The 18240-nt window shown below is 40.2% G+C and carries 11 protein-coding genes; 6 read left to right on the top strand and 5 right to left on the bottom strand.

What is annotated here, in order from left to right; translation table 11 throughout:
- Nucleotide 1 precedes the first annotated feature (1 nt).
- A complete protein-coding gene (locus tag ACXPAV_RS02075) occupies nt 2-7966 on the bottom strand; it encodes a two-partner secretion domain-containing protein (RefSeq protein ID WP_458003860.1) in 7965 nt (2654 codons plus the stop codon).
- A gap of 22 nt (nt 7967-7988) precedes the next feature.
- Complete coding sequence (locus ACXPAV_RS02080; protein ID WP_458003861.1) at nt 7989-9788, bottom strand: ShlB/FhaC/HecB family hemolysin secretion/activation protein; 1800 nt, start codon at nt 9786-9788, stop codon at nt 7989-7991.
- 621 nt (nt 9789-10409) lie between these two features.
- Between ACXPAV_RS02080 and mutH the strand changes: the two genes are divergently transcribed.
- The 3 genes from mutH to ACXPAV_RS02095 all read left to right on the top strand — a co-directional run bounded on the left by mutH (nt 10410) and on the right by ACXPAV_RS02095 (nt 13203).
- Nucleotides 10410-11096 carry a DNA mismatch repair endonuclease MutH gene (gene mutH / locus ACXPAV_RS02085; protein WP_210640167.1) on the top strand — a complete coding sequence of 229 codons (687 nt, stop codon included), beginning with the start codon at nt 10410-10412 and terminating at the stop codon, nt 11094-11096.
- A gap of 73 nt (nt 11097-11169) precedes the next feature.
- The gene (locus ACXPAV_RS02090; protein ID WP_458003862.1) at nt 11170-11892 is read left to right on the top strand and encodes a TerC family protein; all 723 of its coding nucleotides are present in this window, start codon (nt 11170-11172) and stop codon (nt 11890-11892) included.
- Between the two features lie 129 nt (nt 11893-12021).
- Entirely contained in the window at nt 12022-13203 is a 1182-nt protein-coding gene (locus ACXPAV_RS02095) for a hypothetical protein (protein ID WP_458003863.1), read from the top strand.
- Nucleotides 13204-13262: 59 nt separating this feature from the next.
- Here ACXPAV_RS02095 and purN read toward each other — a convergent pair whose 3' ends face one another.
- Both purN and purM read right to left on the bottom strand, forming a co-directional pair.
- Nucleotides 13263-13913 carry a phosphoribosylglycinamide formyltransferase gene (purN, locus tag ACXPAV_RS02100; RefSeq protein WP_458003864.1) on the bottom strand — a complete coding sequence of 217 codons (651 nt, stop codon included), beginning with the start codon at nt 13911-13913 and terminating at the stop codon, nt 13263-13265.
- On the bottom strand, nt 13913-14953 hold the full coding sequence (gene purM, locus ACXPAV_RS02105) for a phosphoribosylformylglycinamidine cyclo-ligase (RefSeq protein WP_458003865.1): 1041 nt from the start codon (nt 14951-14953) through the stop codon (nt 13913-13915). The genes purN and purM overlap by 1 nt, the downstream gene beginning before the upstream one ends.
- Nucleotides 14954-15160: 207 nt before the next feature.
- Between purM and upp the strand changes: the two genes are divergently transcribed.
- The 3 genes from upp to hda all read left to right on the top strand — a co-directional run bounded on the left by upp (nt 15161) and on the right by hda (nt 17878).
- Nucleotides 15161-15787, top strand: coding sequence for a uracil phosphoribosyltransferase (gene upp / locus ACXPAV_RS02110; protein ID WP_013745231.1), 627 nt, complete (start codon nt 15161-15163; stop codon nt 15785-15787).
- A 57-nt stretch (nt 15788-15844) separates the two neighbouring features.
- Nucleotides 15845-17083, top strand: coding sequence for a nucleobase:cation symporter-2 family protein (locus ACXPAV_RS02115; protein WP_458003866.1), 1239 nt, complete (start codon nt 15845-15847; stop codon nt 17081-17083).
- A 93-nt stretch (nt 17084-17176) separates the two neighbouring features.
- On the top strand, nt 17177-17878 hold the full coding sequence (gene hda / locus ACXPAV_RS02120) for a DnaA inactivator Hda (protein ID WP_196247511.1): 702 nt from the start codon (nt 17177-17179) through the stop codon (nt 17876-17878).
- Between the two features lies 1 nt (nt 17879).
- On the opposite strand, the gene ACXPAV_RS02125 is transcribed toward hda, so the two are convergent.
- Complete coding sequence (locus ACXPAV_RS02125; RefSeq protein ID WP_013745228.1) at nt 17880-18191, bottom strand: DUF5377 family protein; 312 nt, start codon at nt 18189-18191, stop codon at nt 17880-17882.
- Nucleotides 18192-18240: the final 49 nt, after the last annotated feature.

Raw genomic sequence — 18240 nt, forward strand, 5'->3', positions numbered from 1 at the left:
CCTAGGGTTGATTTAACTGTTTGTTTAATTCAAAAATGGTTTGTTCTTTATTCATTATTAAATCGTCTTTACTTTTACGATAACCATCTGTTACACACTGCCCTTGCCCCAAGCCATAGCAGTTGTGCATAGAGGAATTATCGCCAAACATATCTATGATTCGTTGAATACCACCTCGATTTTGCAGATTGTCATTCATTGTTGGTAGGTTGCCCCCAAGAATAATGGGTACACGACCAACAGGATCTTGCTGATGGTTTTCAATGCGAATTGAGCCTTCTGAGCTGGTGCGTTCTTTGCCAGTTTGTAAGCGGCTTAAAATGCCATCAGCATAGGTTACATTGGCTGCAGGTCCAACCATTTTGATGGTTGTTCCTGATAATAATTTAGCTTCCCGATTTTCTGCGGTATTAAGGGAATTTAAGGCATTGGTTACCGTTAAAGTGCCTCGGCTGTGTGAACCGACAAAAAGATTATCTTGACCATATTTCTTCATTAACGCTTTTGCTTGTAGGCTGGAATTATCCATACCAAACACCGTCCCAAAGGTGGTTTCAATTATCTTTTCATAACCTGCAACCAGCAGTTCAGATAATGCATTATTGGCTTGTGGGTGGTGAACAAAATAAACATCTTTATAAATTCGAGTATCTATTCTGCCTGTTTCCCCCTCTTGGGCTACATAGTTTTGCCACGCAAATTTAGCGGCGGCATTTTCATCATTAAAAATACCGTTAAAGGCAACCACATATCGGTTTTCTGATTTTCCTGTAAGTGGATCTTTGTAAGTTACTTGTTTAAGTTGCTCTCTTTCTTGGTCGGATACTTCTCTTAACTGATAAATATTGCGACCTTTATCTAATTCATTTCTTTTATATTTATCAATCTCTGATTCATAGTCAAATTGAGTAATTTCTCCTTTTTCCAATTTTTTATTTACAAATGTAACAGCTTCATCATCAAGTGCTTTTACAAGTTTTTCATCTTTTATCGGATTACCCTCTTTATCCATCTTTGCAGTCAGCATTCTATGCTCAGCAATAAACATGGTGCGATAGGCTTCATCGCTTACACCTGCCACATTGTTATAAAAGCTTTTTTGAATTTTGGTGTCGTTTTCTGCTTCTTGTTGCAGTGTGTGATAATCTTGCTGGGCTAAGCTATTGGCTTGAGCAACATTACCTTTTTTAATACGACTAAAATTTTCTTGCCCTTGTTGATTGCCAATAGTAAAACGCCCCTCACTGACAATCGAAGATGCTATACTAGAGGCATTTTGCGATTTTTTAGTGTTACCCAACAAGTTTACTAAACCAATTTTAGCGACTGCATAAAGATCGGCACTGTGAACATCTTTTTCGCCTAATCCAAATTTAATAGGGCTACTATTGGCTTGATTTGGGTTAGCTTGCTCAAAGGTTTTGCCGTTCTGCTCTCTTTCAGTGCGATAAATCTTATTATTGACTTTATCTTCCTCTGAATGCAGATCTCTGCCGACAGAAATTCCCCCCATAAAATTCCTTGAACTCGCCTTTGCATTGGAATGATTTGTAATATCCGTAAAACTGAAATCTTGTGCTGATAAGCTGTTTTTATTAACATCAGCTTGCGAAAGGATAGCTCCCCCCGTAAGCTCAATCGCTTTTGATATATTTACATCATACCCCTCATCGCCTGCAAAAATGCCAGCTTGAGTTTTCACACTAGCATAGTTAGAATTCACCTTGGATTTCCCGTAGCTACCAGAAACAGATGCTCCACCAACCCCCACTGTAATTTGCCCTGAAATACTCTCCTGTTTGCCTTCGTATTTTATGGTATCTTGCAAACTTTTAATGTTGAGATTTTCTGCTGTTACTTCCACACCTTTACCCTGTACTTGTGAACCGATGATATTGACTTCTTTTCCACTTCTAATGCTGGTTTGTCTGTTTTTATCACCCACAAGGCTTGCTACCCACGCTTGGCTTTCGCCATTGCCGTAGCCTTTAGCGACATTACCGCCTGTGGTAATACCTGCCGCAATGCCGTTGCCAAACTGAATTGCTACACCAAAGTTAAAACCGCTGGATTTGTTTTTACTACGTTCAAGATGATTTTCATCTGCTGCTAAAATATTGACATTACCCTCTGCACTCAAATGGGTTCCACTTTGCCCTGAAACATCAGCTCCTTTTATAGTGAGATGGGATTGCTCGCCGTTGCCTTGGGCAGAAATATTCACTTTCCCACCTGCATTAACTTGACTTTTTTCCACTGTATTGCCTTCACTATGCTGGGTTTGTACATTCTTTTGTTGCCCGTAGGTTAAACTTATACCAACTGCTCCGCCCGTTACTGAACCATCAGACATCGCTTGAGCTATGTCTTGTAATTGTTTTGAAGTACGGAATGCTTCAAACCCTGCATTTGCCACTGCCATCGCATTCACACGATCATTTTTACTGCTTCCCACCATTTTTGTTGATTTAACCGTTGAATCTACCGATTGTATCGCCGCAGCCACTGCACCTGTAAGAGCAATAGTTAGACCTTTTTGCTCCATGGTGTATTTATAGTTGCTTTCGTATTTTTCATCTGCGGAGAGAATATCCACTTTTTTCGCACCGATATTCATATCACCTTCAACAGAAGAAACCGTACTGCCTTGTTGTTGGTAATGGTCTTGAGCAAGTAGGGTAGTGTTCCCTTTTAGGCTGCCTACTTGGCTACCTGTAGCGTAATATTTGGTTTGCTCGGTTTCTGTGGTGTCTTTCTTTTCACCAATGGTAAAACCAAATCCGCCTGAACCCATTAAGCCCGACTTTTGCTCACTGTAAAAATCTTCTGAATAAATACGGTTCTCTGCCTCTTTAATAGTAATGTTATTAGCTTTAGCAATAAGTTTATTTTCCGCAACAACGGAAGAGCCTTGAATGGTAAGAGCGCCATTATTAGCGTTAAAGCTCACATTTTCACCATCAATGTTCGATCCTTCCACTAAATCATATTGGTGATCGTGTTTAGTCATGATAGTGGTGCGACTTAGCAGACCTTTATCCGTATGTTTAATGCCTGAAGAGAGTTGCTCTTGTTTTCGTGCTGCATAGACATTGATATTACCTTGTTGACTAGCCAGAGTAAGATCCTTTTTCGTATCAATCTGAGTGCCACGTAAATTAATATCCTTTTGGGCGAGAAAGGTAGTATTGCCTTTTGCTGTCAATGTGGTTGCAATATCATTATGTTGATCGAGCTTCCAGTAATTGTCGGCATCCATAACATAATGTTCTTTATTGATTTCTGCTTGGGTACCTAATGTCAAATTACCGCCGATATAAAATGTTGCATTGTCAGTGTTTATTTTGACCGCATTAAATTGCGCATCATCTTGTGTGGTAATGGTTAAATCATTTTTGACATTCAGTTGTGCTTGTTGATCAAGTTGGCGACGATAAAAACTGCCAGTGTCTTGATTTTCACTAAAACGACTTTCAATCAGGATAGTATTGGCGGCTAAATTGAGGCGATTGGCAGCTAACGTTCCACCTTGTTGGTAGAAACGATGAGTGATGTTGAAATTCAATTGATCGGCAATGATATTACCGTAATTCTCTAAGTTTTGTGCCGACATTTGTGTTAAATGATGTCCTGCAATCAACCCACTATTTTTCACTATTCCATCCATCGCTATATCAATTTCTTTGGCTGAAATAATTGCACCTGTTGGCTGAATATCGACATCACGTTTTACCAGATAAACTTGTGGAACAAGCACTTGAACTTGAGTACCGTCCTTTAAGGTGACGGTCTGAGGCGCAAGCCATACCATATCTTCGGTTAATTCCTGCATTTGTGCAGCGCTAAGCGCAACACCCGGAATTAGCTGATAACGTTGTGCATAACGAATACCGGCATCCATCAATGCTTTGTATTGTTGATAATCCGAAGTGTAATTACCTAAGAAACGTTGCCCCGTCAATTGATTAATCTGTTCATTCACTAAACGTTGTTCGTAATAACCATCACCTAAACGTTTGAGCATCGTTTGCGGATCGGCTCGTAAGGCATTAAACATATAATCAGAACTTAGCCATTGGCGTTTATTTGTAAAGCGTGGGTCAGTTTCCACTAATACATGACTGTTAGTGGCAAGATTTAAACGATATAAACTCGCTTGAGGCAGTAATTGATTTGGTAATACTGCACGTACATGTGGTACCGCACTCAATGGTGTACTTTGGCTTAAATCAACTTGTAAATTGTTTAATGTAGCTTGTTGTGCGGTAGTTTGCTGACGAATTGCTGTTCCTGTTGGTTGAATAGCCTGTCCAATCGTGTTATCTACAATCTTAAAGTTAAAATATTCGATCGGATGAGTATGATGATAATCCTGATAATTCTCTGAACGATGTCCATAACGAGGTCTGATAGGATTCTTGTCTTTATAAGCAACCATCATAAAACTCTGACCATCGTCTCGGCGATGGATCTCACCAATTAAATCTTCATTGATTAATTGAACATGATTGGCTGTTAGGGTTTCATTTTTAGTATTTTTTCTAAATCGTTGTTCTCCTAAGGTTAATGTTTTACCCACTAAAATTTGGCTATATTGGTTGTGAAGTTGATCACCATTAAGTGAAAGATTGCCGGCAATCAGAATTTTCGCGGGGTCGCGATGTTCGATTGTAGTAGTATCCGTTGTTCTGATATATTCCCAACCAAACCAATCATTTTGGGAAGGACTACGTCTGCCATCATAAAAGGCAAACCACGCTTTTCTGCTTTTTCTTGTCCAATCTAGTTCACCTTCTACACCATCACGATAACGCTGACTATCATTATTTTGTGCGTATTCTTTAAAATGCTCTTTATCGGTATGAATGCCTAAGCGCAAGTGTCGATCATGATTCCATAAGCGTTGGGTATTAATGTTACCACTGCCCAACGCTTCAATTGTGGCACTACCATTATCCACAAACGTGGCTTGACCAGTGGCATGATAACGATCATCCAACGTACCACCAATATAGAGATTACCTTGACTTAAAATCAGAGCATGATCGTAGTTAGTTAGGGTACCTACACCGAGATCTAAGCGTTCGCGTGCGGCTAAGGTAGCTGCTTGATCTTGTTCAGGTAAGTTATTTAATGTATGAGCTTGAATGGCGAGCTGATCACCATAAATTCTACCACTGCCAAGATTATCTAATTGATTAGCAAAAATAATATTTTTGACGCCATCAATTAAACCGCGATTAAGCAAATACTCGGTTTTTAACAGTGTTTTTTGGGAACTTAATTCACTTTGGATTGGATTTTCAATGGATTTTGCCTCGATCGTTAACCCTTTTCCTGTAACGAGTTGTGTCTGATTCGAAAAATGGTTATCTACTTTTAAAGTCAATTTTCCATCGACGGTAATTGGCGTATCTAAACGGAAGTCATTATGAATTGAGAGTTTCGCATTAGCAGCACTTTTTACCTGCCCGATGTTTTCCCACTGTTTTAAGTCTAAGGTTAAATTGCCATAACTCTCTATTACACCTTGCTGGTTGTCTAGTTGTAGCTGATTACCTTTTACTTTTAGGCTATTTAATGACAACAACTCACCTTGTTGGTTATTGAGTAACTTAGCCACTGCGGCATTGAGTGCCTGACTCACATAAGCACCACCAGATTGGTTAAACCATTGATCGGTTTTAATCTCCAAAGTATTCGCAATTAAACCTTGTGTTGGTGTTTCATTTTGTGCTTTGGTTTGTTGGTTTAACAGTAATGGGGTGGTAATGCGTAGAGTAGCTGCTTGGATTAACGATCCTGTTTGACTTAGTGCTTGGTTATCTAATTGTTGTTGGGCGGCGATGTCAGCTTGGTTTGCTTTGATAGTTCCAGCACGATTGTCAAGTTGTTGGCTGGTAATATTTGCTTGATTAGACTGGATAAGTCCAGTTTGATTATCAAGTTGTTGTGCAGTAATCTTGATCTGTTCAACAGCTAATAGTTTGCCTTGCTGTTGATTATTTAACGTAGGTGCAGTGAGATTGAAATTGTGTTGGCTTTGTATTACACCTTGTTGGTTATTTAAGGTAGCAGTGATAAGTTGAGTATCTTGTTGTGCAGAGACTAACCCTGATTGATTATTAAAGGTCTGTTGCTGTGTATTGATAAACAAGGACTGCGGTGTGGTTACTACGCCTTGTTGATTATCAAAGTCACCACCTTGATAGCGAAAATCGCCTAAGGTACGTAATACCCCCTGTTGATTATTGATCCCTTGTACAAGTTGTAAATCAAGGAGATTGTTGCCAGTTTGTTGCCAATAGCCTTGTTGATTGTTAAGTGCGTTTGCTTGTACGATAAAATGCTGGGCTTGTAATTGAGCATTTGGTGTGACAAGGGCAGTAGGGGTACGTAAGGTAGCCGTTTGATCAATTAAAATTTCACTATTAGCAAGGTAAATATCTCCCTGTCTAGCAAGTAAAGTAAGGTGATTGGCGCTCGTTTGACTTTGAGATAAATCTATTTCTGCCGCTTCAACTTGAATAAGATCAGAGGCAAGATTTTGTCCGTGTACAATCGTATGTCGGTCAGCAATAAGATGAAGTGTTTGTCCTTGTTCGCTATGTGTATTAATTGTTTTTTCTTCTGTTGTTGCCGTTGGTGTAAACTGTACACCTGCAGCGAGAACGGAGTCAATTGAAGTTTCAATATTCTGTGCTTGATAAGTAATATTCCCCTCTGCCAAACTCTCACCAGATTGACTTATCGTTTCTTTGGCTTTTAAGGTAATATTGCCTTTCCCTTGTGCTTTGCCTTTGGCAATCAAACTACCTTGTTGTTGAATACCGTTCTGTTTACTCGTTGCTTGCAGATTGCCTTGCTGGCTATATATCACGCCAGCAGGCTGATTTGCTATCTGCTGTTGGCTTTGTAAGGTAATATCTTGTTTGGCTCCGAGATAGCCTGTATTGACTAATTGCCCTTCGGTAGTAATTTTGACTTCACCTACAGAAGCGCCAATATGCCCTGCATTGCGAACGCCTAAACCATTTTCTGTGCCAATAAGATGAATTTTATTGGCATACATTCCGCCTAATTCAGCGACATCGACGGCATAGCCTACAGGTTGGTTTGCTTCACCAGCACGGATAACTTGAATACTGTCATTGTTGGCAGAAACCTGATTTTGTCCCGTTGTTACCTTGAGTTCATTTGCCCAAATGCCGGCATTTACCTTAACTTCTTTGGCAATAATATCGGTGTAATCTTGACGGCTACTATCGAATCCTCGACCTGAAACGGTGACCGAACCTTTCTCTACACGATAGCTTTTCACTTCTCCATTTTCAATCTGCACCTCGCCAGTGGTTAACGTGCTGAGTCCGGCATTAATAATGCCACAGCCTTCGCAATGAATCCCACTTGGGTTGGCAATAATTACATCCGCTTTTTTGCCTGCTACTTCAATATAGCCTTTTAATTGGCTTGGCTTTTTGGCATTAATTTCATTTAAAATGACTTTCGCTTCACCACCCACCAAGTAAGGATTTGCCTGTACCCAGCCGCCTTGTTCTGTTTGCGTATTTTTACGGCTGTTATTGAGAATCGCTCCTTTTTGTGCCACATCAAATTGTTGGTATTTATTATGCGATAACCCTTTATCGTTTGGTGTTTGAATATTGACTTGTGGCAAGCCGTTGGCGGTTTGTAATACTATCGGTTGTTGGTTTTTGGGTGCAGTATTGTCTGCTCGGATTTGTAATTCGTCTGCGTGTGCGGAAGTCAAATAGAAAAAGCCTAAAAGACTATATAACCCGATGGTTAAGGCTGGTAATTTCCAGTGAGGGCGTTGACTAAGCGAAGCGGAAGAGCAATGTCGACCTTGATGTTTGGCTTTACCTTCACGCGTTGCAATTTCAGAAACCACGACTAAACGTTGTAATCTTTTACTAAAGATAATGCGATAAAGATGTTTATTCATAATTTACCCCTCAACGCTTCGCTTAGAATTGATAACTTAAATTGAAATCTGTAGTCATGTGCGATGTTTTAAAACCTGTCGGCTTATGCAAGGGTATCCCCACAAAATAGTCATAAGTGAGCCCCCATAAATTTCCTCGTAATCCAATCGCACCGCCTAACATATTTTGACCAAGCAGTTCTGTCGTGTAGTTACCACTGACATGACCACCATCTAATGCAAGATAAAGTTCGTGTCCTTTATTAGCGATATTCCAGCCTAATTCATTGCGCCATACCCAACCTCGTTCTCCAGTCAGAGTAAGTTCACCATCAAATCCACGTACGGTATAGCGACCACCAATACTAAACATATCTTGTAAAATTAATGGTGTTTTATTCCATTGTGCTTGCCATGATGTATTGAACTGGAATGGTTGTTGACCAATCATAAAAGGCTGTCTAAAACTGAGTGAAGCAGTCATAATGGTTGGACGGGAGCTTCCTTCACCAAATTGCTCCTCTGGTGCTGGCAGAGAATGATATGCGCCGGTGCCTTGTTTATAATGGAAATGAAGGTCTAAAGTTGCGCTGCCTACATACTCACGATGAGATAAACCCAATTGCCAGCCTGCCATTCGGCGACGTTGAATCTCAATTTCCGCATTATCAATAAAATTGGCACTTTCACGATGCCAAAGGCTGGCTTCAAACGTGGTTTTTCGAGTGCTGTCACGATATAAAAGTCGTGACAGCCCAATTTGTGTGCTTTCACTGCGACCGGCATATTCATAATTAGTAAAAGCGCCAAAAATGGTTTGGTAGTAACGGTTTTGCGTCGATGAAAAGCTGAGTAACCACGCTTTGTAAGGAATGGCATAATAAAGGCTGAGGCTGTGACTGCCGTGTCGCCCCGGGTCATCACTGTCACGTGAGATGCTGTGTGTGAATGCGCCATAAAAAATATCATTCAGGGATAGCAAGTTTTCAATTGATACCGTGGCACCTGCTTGTAATCGACCGGTAGCTTTGCTGCCACTATCATCCAAAGATAATGCTAAACGATAGGGAAAGGCTTGTTTAAAATCGATCAACAAATCACTTTCACCCGGTAAGGACTGCGACCCATCAGCCGGCACAATCTGCATATTCGCTTCAACGTGCGGCGGACGTTTTAAGTTTTCTAAACCTTGCTCAATGTCACGAATATTCAACAAATCACCTTGTGTCAGCGGCAAGGCAAACCAGACAGTGCCTTTATGCACTTTCGCGATTTCACTGTGATCGCGCACGACAATCTGTCGGAGTTTGCCGGGGATCACCGTCAACACCAAACGTCCTTGCCGCAAATCCTGCGGTTGCGCCAAGACACGTGTGGTGACATAACCTTTCGCAATGATGGCATTTTGTAAGCGTTTAATCAGTTCATTAATCCCTTGTGCACCAAAACAGTGTGGCAAAGTCAAATCTTTAGCGCGGTAAATTGTCCATAATGCCCAATCAAATTCGGTGTTTAGATCTGCTGCAGTGAGTTGATCAATAGCACGTTGTTGTGGTGAAAAGGTCGTGAAATAGATGTTTGAAATGGGAAAGCAAGGGGATTCTTCGGGGAAAGGCTGTGCCGAGCCGGTGGCGGTATCAACATTCACTTCACGATGGTGAGTAAAGTCGGCTTGGCGATTGCTTTGCTGCTGTTGTTGGCGTTGTTGCTGTTGCGCATCTATTTTCCGCTGTTCCAGTGTGTTTTGAGGAAAGGGTTGTTGCGTTGTGGCTGTGGACGCCGCAGCATAAGCCATCAGCGGTAAGCTATATAAGAAAAAGCAATAATAAAACTTTCGTAACATTACATCACCCTTTCCAAAATGATTAACAAATATAACAATTTCTAAAAAATTATAAGGTGTGGTAATAAAAAGCAAGAAAAATTTTTAAATTGGCATAAAAAAATTATCATCACTGTTTGTATTAAATTGTATAACAACAGAGATTTTGTTCATTTGCTTGGCTATAACTTTCTATTTAGTCGTAATAAAATGAACTTCTGTGGATAACTTTGTGGAAATTTTTAGACAAATTTGTGAAATGCGGTGGATATCTGTTTTTTCTATTTGATTTTAAATGGATTTTTTGCGGTGGCGGTTTTTGAGATTTTGTCTAAATTTTTATAAAATCAGCCATTGTCATTGCTATAAACTGGATCGGTTTGTCGGAAAAGTTTTAGAAAGCTGTTAAATTTAAAAAAATCAATACTGTTTTTTTATCCATATTGTGAGTTATTCAGAGAAACTGTGGATAAAATTGTGATTGAATGGCAGGAATTATGCGTATAATTAAAACGGCGTTGTTTTTTTAAACAGTGGCAAAAATAAATTTATTGATAAATCATTAGTTTAAAAATAATTGCCTAAAAAATAGAAAATTGGAAAACTTGAGTTTATTTTTTAATCAATCGATAAGGAGTCATTTTGAACGCCCCAATTACTGAATCACAATTAATGCAGCGAGCTTATCAACTCGCCGGCAGAACGTTTGCCGATATTGCTGCACAGTTGCAGATTGTTGTGCCACAAGATTTACGACGAGATAAGGGTTGGGTCGGAAATTTAATTGAGTGCGCTTTGGGTGCGTCTGCCGGCAGTAAACCGGAACAGGATTTTGCTCATCTTGGTATTGAATTGAAAACTGTGCCGATCAATCGTTTCGGTGAACCGTTGGAAACAACGTTCGTCAGTTTGGCACCGTTGATTGATAACAACGGCATTGTTTGGGAGTGTTCGCACGTGCGTTATAAATTGTCAAAAGTGTTGTGGATACCGATCGAAGGCGAGCGCACGATTCCATTGGCGCAACGGCGTGTCGGGCAGCCGATTTTATGGCAACCGAGTGCGGAAGAGGAGGCACAGTTAAAACAGGATTGGGAGGAGTTAATGGATTTAATTGTGTTAGGAGATGTAAAGAAAATCAATGCGCGTATAGGGGAGGTAATGCAGTTGCGTCCGAAAGGGAATAACAATCGGGCACTTACCAAAGCGATCGGGCAACAGGGGCAGGTTATTGATACCTTGCCGCTAGGTTTTTATTTGCGAAAAAATTTTACTGCCAAGATTTTGCGTAATTTTCAGAATAACGGCTATTCCCTTTCACCGCGTTAGCTTTTATAGTATCGCACTCGTCATTGTTAAATAGAATGGCGAGCATTTGATTAACTTTGAATTTGGAGCATTTATGTTGGAGTGGATCAGCAGCCCGGAAGCGTGGGTTGCTCTTTTTACCTTAACGGCGTTAGAAATTGTATTAGGTATTGATAACATTATTTTTATCAGTATTTTGGTGGGGCGTTTGCCGGCGCATCAGCGTCAATCCGGACGGATTTTAGGTTTGGGCTTGGCAATGGGAACGCGTATTCTGTTATTGTTGTCATTGGCGTGGATTATGCGTTTAACCGAGCCGCTTTTTTCAGTATCAGGATATGAGATTTCCGGACGTGATTTGATTTTATTGATTGGCGGTCTGTTCCTGTTGGTGAAGAGTACGCTGGAAATTCATCATAATATGGAAGAGAGTGTCAGCACAGAAGAGAAACCGGCGAAAAAAGTGAATTTTATCGGGGTGTTAATTCAGATTGCGTTGCTTGATATTGTGTTCTCACTTGATTCGGTGATTACTGCGGTGGGAATGGCGAATGATGTCGAAGTGATGATTTTGGCGATTATTTTAGCGGTCGGTGTGATGATGATTGCGGCAAAACCGATTGGCGATTTTGTGGAAGAACATCCGACATTAAAAATTTTGGCATTGTCGTTCTTAATTTTGATCGGTGTGTCTTTAATTGGTGAAGGTTTGTCGTTCCATATTCCGAAAGGTTATATTTATTTCGCTATGGGCTTCTCGGTTTGTGTTGAGATGATCAACCTAAGAATGCGCAAACATTTGAGCCAAAAGGGGTAAGTGAGTTTTGGCTATCCTCTCGATAATTTGGGGGATAGCTGAAAATTTTAAGCTTATTTAAATTGTTCTGGTGATAAAGCGTGTTAGAAAAATGCTTTATGTTGCTATATGGCAGAGTAAGGATAATTTATGCAAATTTTCGGTGTTTTATTAAGTTTATTTTTTATTATTGCCGGAGTTATTGGTTTAATTCGACCTAAAGTATTAATTTTTAGGAATAAATTTTTTGCTAGATGGCAGATTCTTATTTTGTCTATATTAGGTTTTTTTATCGGTGCCGGTATCACTGCTATTCCTAATGAAAAGCCGGGACAACAGCAAAGTTCGTTGATATTACTGGCAATCTTTATTGTCTGTTTTATATTAGTCGGCTTGAAAAGAAAAAGTATACCTGAAGAAGAGAAACAGGCGGAAACAGACACTATTGTCGAGAAGACAATATCTCAAACTAAGATGACTGATAAAGAGAAAAATAAAGTATTTTTTCAGATCAATAGTATTTTGAGAAAGTGGTGGAAATCGATTAAAGATGCAATAAAAGAAGAACAGAAAAAGCAAGAATTGCGCAATCAACTTCTTCAGTTACTGAAACAATTTAGACAAGCTTCATATATGGATGAAAAATTACGTAATGATCTGAAGAAGTTTCATTATCAAGGTTTAACCTTATTATCGGATAGGGAGCGAATAAAATACGCTGAAGAGGCGTGTAAATCACTGGTTAAATCTACGGATTATTTTATTGTGAATTCATCTACCATTTCTCGGTTGAAAAATGCTTTTGATGCAGTGAAATTAAAACGAAGTGAGAGTACAGAATGTTATCGGGTTTTGGATGATCTTTCACGAAATTATAATTTACGTAATAAAGATTTGAAATCCGTTTATAGTGTTGCCTCTTTTTTTAAAAATCCGGGCGAAGTGGTGTACCTTGAAGTCACTGCGCAATGGATAGGAAAAGATATTTCTTATGTATTACGTGGAAATACAACAAGTGGCTTTATTGGTATGGGACTTGGTTCGGAATCAAAAATAGGTGTCGGTGTTGGATCGGGGTACACAAACGGTAGACTTGAAAAAGAAACGCAAACGACCAAAGCTTGGGGTGACTTGGTGATCACTAATCAAAGAGTTGTCTTTTCCTCAATAGAGAGAAGTTTTTCTATTCCTTATGCTGAGTTAATTAACTATTTTTGTTTAGGCGAGCAAGTAAAATTGAGCAGCACAAAATCGGCAGAATCTATTGAATTGGAAGTATCTACCGCCGATGCTTATGCAGTAGAAATTGTTTTGAACAGATTGGGGTCATAGTACCTTTTTAGAAAGTTGCTAATAATCTTAGAAAATATTATTAGCAACTGTGTGATCTGTTATTCCTGATATTCAACAATAGGTGAAGTCAATGGTTTATCGTCAAAATAGGCTTCGGAGTGATAGCTAAGACGACCATCGACAAACCAAGAAATCACTTGCGGATAATAACGCTGTTCATACTGTTTGACTCGATTGCAGAGCGAATCTTCATCATCTGTCGCCAAAATCGGCACTTTGCACTGAAACACTACCTGACCGCCGTCCATCTCTTCATTGACAAAATGAATACTGAAACCGTGTTCACTGTCGTGATTTTCCAATGCACGTTGATAGGTGTGTAAACCGGGATATTTAGGCAACAGGGAAGGATGAATATTGAGAATTTTTCCTTCAAAACGTTGTGTGAAAGTGGCTGTTAAAATTTTCATATAACCGGCAAGCACAATCAGATCAACTTGATATTGTTCCAAAATATCGGCAATCGCCATATCCATTTGTTGATTATCAGCATAAGATTTACGTAAAAAAGTATGCGTCGGAATATTGGCGTTTTTAGCACGTTGCAGACCATAAACATCCGCTTTATTGCTGATTACGGTAACAATATCGGCATTAAGTTTACCGGCATTACAGGCGTTGATAATCGCCTGTAATGTTTGTCCTTCGCCTGAAATCAGAACGGCAATTCTTTTTTTATTTGATGACATTAGCGGATAATTACCTGTTTTTTGTCTTGTTCATCAAGGTGTTCAATTTGCCCGATAACCCACGCTTTTTCGCCGGTTTGTGCGAGCAGAGCAAGTGCAGTTTCAACATCTTCCTGAGGCAAAGCAATCACCATTCCGACACCACAGTTGAAGGTGCGATACATTTCGTGAGTATCGACATTACCGTTTTGTTGTAACCATTTGAAGATTGCCGGCCATTGCCAGCTCTGTTCATTAATTACGGCACGAACGTGATCCGGCAAAACGCGCGGAATGTTTTCCCAGAAGCCGCCACCGGTCAAGTGGGCAATGGCGTGCACATCCACACGTTTAATTAATTGCAAAATAGATTTCACATAAATTTTGGTCGGTGCGAGCAGATGTTCCGCTAACGGTTTTCCTTCTAAAAGTGTTTCGGCGGCGGAAACCTTTGCGACTTCAAGAATTTTACGAATCAAGGAGTAACCGTTGGAGTGCGGACCGGAAGAGGCTAATGCAATTAATTCATCACCGACACGAACTTCGCTGCCGTCAATAATTTCATTTTTTTCTACTACACCGACACAGAAACCGGCAAGGTCATAATCGTTAGCGTGATACATTCCCGGCATTTCGGCAGTTTCACCGCCGATTAATGCACAACCGGATTGTTCACAACCATCGGCAATACCTTTGATCACATCACTGGCAACATCGACATCCAATTTGCCGGTGGCGTAGTAATCAAGGAAGAAAAGCGGCTCAGCACCTTGAACAATTAAGTCATTGACACACATCGCAACCAAGTCGATACCGATAGAATTATGTTTGTGCAGATCAATCGCTAAACGTAATTTTGTGCCGACACCGTCTGTTCCGGACACCAAAATCGGCTCTTTATATTTGGCAGGAATAGCACACAATGCGCCAAAACCGCCCAATCCGCCAATCACTTCAGGGCGACGAGTGCGTTTAACGTGAGGTTTGATACGATCAACTAATTCATTACCGGCATTAATATCGACACCAGCATCTTTGTAACTTAAAGTTTGTTTGTCCACTTTTGCTCCTTTGCAGAGTTTATAGATGATTTCGGGCGCAGATTGTACCACGATTACGCAATCGTTTGCGATATTAATCAATAGGGGAACAGAGAAATATTTTGAGTTAGATTAGGTTATTATCATATTTTTCCGTTATTCGCTGGCTATTTTCGGTGTGAAAGTATAAAATCGTGCGATTTTTTTAAATTTTTAGAGGACAGCAAAATGAAGATCGTTGAAGTGAAACATCCGCTTGTAAAGCATAAACTCGGTTTAATGCGTGCGGCTGATGTCAGTACTAAACAATTTCGTGAATTGGCAACAGAAGTGGGTAGTTTATTAACTTATGAAGCAACCGCTGATTTAGAAACTGAAGTGGTAACGATTGAAGGTTGGTGTGGTCCGGTGCAAGTGGATCGTATTAAAGGCAAGAAAGTGACAGTTGTGCCGATTTTACGTGCCGGTCTTGGAATGATGGAAGGCGTTTTAGAACATATTCCAAGTGCGAGAATCAGTGTTGTTGGAATGTATCGTAATGAAGAAACTTTAGAACCAGTGCCTTATTTCCAAAAATTGGCGCCAGATATGGAGGAGCGTTTGGCGATTATTGTCGATCCAATGCTGGCAACTGGTGGGTCAATGATTGCAACTATTGATTTATTGAAAAAGGCACAATGTCCAAAAATTAAAGTATTGGTGTTAGTAGCAGCACCAGAAGGTATTCGTGCGTTACAGAATGCACATCCGGATGTAGAACTTTATACCGCATCTATCGATGATCATTTGAATGAAAACGGTTATATCATTCCCGGTTTAGGGGATGCTGGCGATAAGATATTTGGTACTAAATAGTCAAGCAGTATTGAAAATCTTTTTTAGTTAATTTATCCAGAGAGGTGAAACTATTTTATGAGTCAAGATACTCAATCTCAAATTTCTGAAAGTAAAGTGAAGCAGGCGTTTGTTGGTCTGCAAATGTTATTTGTTGCTTTCGGTGCGTTAGTGTTAGTGCCACTAATTACCGGATTGGATAGCAATACGGCATTATTAACTGCTGGTGTTGGTACGCTGTTGTTTCAATTATGTACTAAACGCCAAGTGCCGATTTTCTTAGCATCGTCTTTTGCCTTTATTGCGCCGATTCAATACGGTATCGCTACTTGGGGCTTGCCGGTTACACTTGGCGGCTTAACCTGTGCCGGATTGGTGTATGTGGCGTTAAGTGCATTGGTTAAAGTGAAAGGTGTTGAAGCTTTGCAAAAAGTGTTTCCGCCTGTAGTGGTTGGCCCTGTAATTATTATTATCGGAATGGGGCTTGCACCGGTTGCAGTAGATATGGCATTGGGCAAGAACAGTAATTACAGCTATGATCAGGCGATTTTGGTGTCAATGATTACGTTGTTGACGACTTTATGTGTGGCGGTTTTTGCCAAAGGCATTATGAAATTAATTCCGATTATGTTCGGAATTGCAGCGGGTTACATTGTTTGTGCCTTTATGGGGTTAATTAATTTACAACCGGTTTATGATGCACCTTGGTTTAGTTTGCCGACTATCACTACACCGGAGTTTAAGTTAGAAGCGATCCTTTATCTGTTACCGATTGCGATTGCTCCGGCGGTTGAACACGTTGGCGGAATTATGGCGATCAGTTCGGTAACCGGAAAAGATTTCTTACAAAAACCGGGATTGCATCGCACCTTGCTTGGTGACGGTGTGGCAACTTCAGCGGCATCATTCTTGGGTGGACCGCCGAATACCACTTATGCAGAAGTGACCGGTGCGGTGATGTTGACGAAGAATTTCAACCCGACCATTATGACGTGGGCAGCAGTTTGGGCGATTGCCATTTCGTTTTGTGGTAAAGTCGGGGCATTTTTATCCACTATTCCAACTATCGTAATGGGCGGCATTATGATGTTGGTATTCGGTTCGATTGCTGTAGTCGGGATGAGCACCTTAATTCGCGGCAAAGTGGATGTGACAGAATCTCGAAACCTTTGTATTATTTCTGTGGTAATGACATTCGGTATCGGCGGAATGTTTGTCAATTTCGGCGAAGTGTCATTAAAAGGAATTAGCCTCTGTGCGATTGTGGCGATTTTGTTGAACTTAATTTTGCCGAAAGCACAAAAAACAGAAAATTAATCGCTAAATCATCAAAACAGGCGGTTTGAGTGCTTGCTCAATCCGTCTTTTTTCTTTATTCTTATAACCAATTTTTTGCCGGCTATTTTAGGTATTTGTTTGCAATATCAATACATTTTACCGATTTACGAATTTGATCCTGAAACATTTGATAATTTTGATGCAGACAGCAATCAGTTGTTATGTAATTCGCTGTTTGAGAATTTTGCTCATCTGCAACAAAATTTTTTCTATATTTGGGGAGCGAAGAGCAGCGGTAAAACGCACGTGTTGAAAGCCGCTAATAATTTGTTTCTGCAACAGGAACGTAGCGCAATTTATATCCCTTTGACCAAAACCCACTATTTTTCACCGGAAATTTTAGAAGAATTGGAAGAGCTGGATTTGGTCTGTCTTGATGATTTGGGGGCGATTGCCGGCAATGATGAATGGGAAGTGGCGATTTTTGATCTGTTTAATCGTATTAAAGAAACCGGCAAAACCTTGTTATTGATGAGTGCCGATCAGCCGCCGCAACAGTTACCGATTAAATTGCCCGATTTGCGTTCCCGTTTAAGCTGGGGGGAAACTTATCAGTTGGCGGAACTTTCGGATGATAAAAAAGCCGCTGTTTTGCAACAGGCGGCTCGTAAACAAGGATTGGAATTGCCCGATGAAGTGGCAAAATTTTTATTGAACCGTTTGGATCGTGATTTAACCTACCTTTTTTCTGTGCTTGAGAAGTTAGATAAGGCTTCGTTACAGGCACAACGCAAATTAACTATTCCGTTCGTTAAAGAGCAACTCCATTTATAAATTATTTGCCTAATTGGGCATTCAATTCGCCGATTTTTACCCCTAGCAAACCTAAAGAAACCGGATCGAGTGATTCGCCTAAGAATTTAAACAGTGTTTCTAAATCATTAAACTGTTGAGAAAATTCAACTTTATCTTCTACTTTACGGCTAAAGTGAAAGCTAAGTGCGGTGCCGTTATAGTGTGCATCCAGTTGTACATAAACGGTTTCAAATAAATGGTTTCTCGCCCCTTCTTCACCCGGATCGCTCTGGCGTACCACCCAGCTGTTTTGGTAGAGAGGGTAAGTTTGATTTTCTGCTGTTTTACTCATTCGTGCTTCCTTATATAGCCAATAAAAAGGTGCGCATAGTATAGTTTCT

This window comes from Gallibacterium sp. ZY190522 (genome assembly GCF_054166015.1).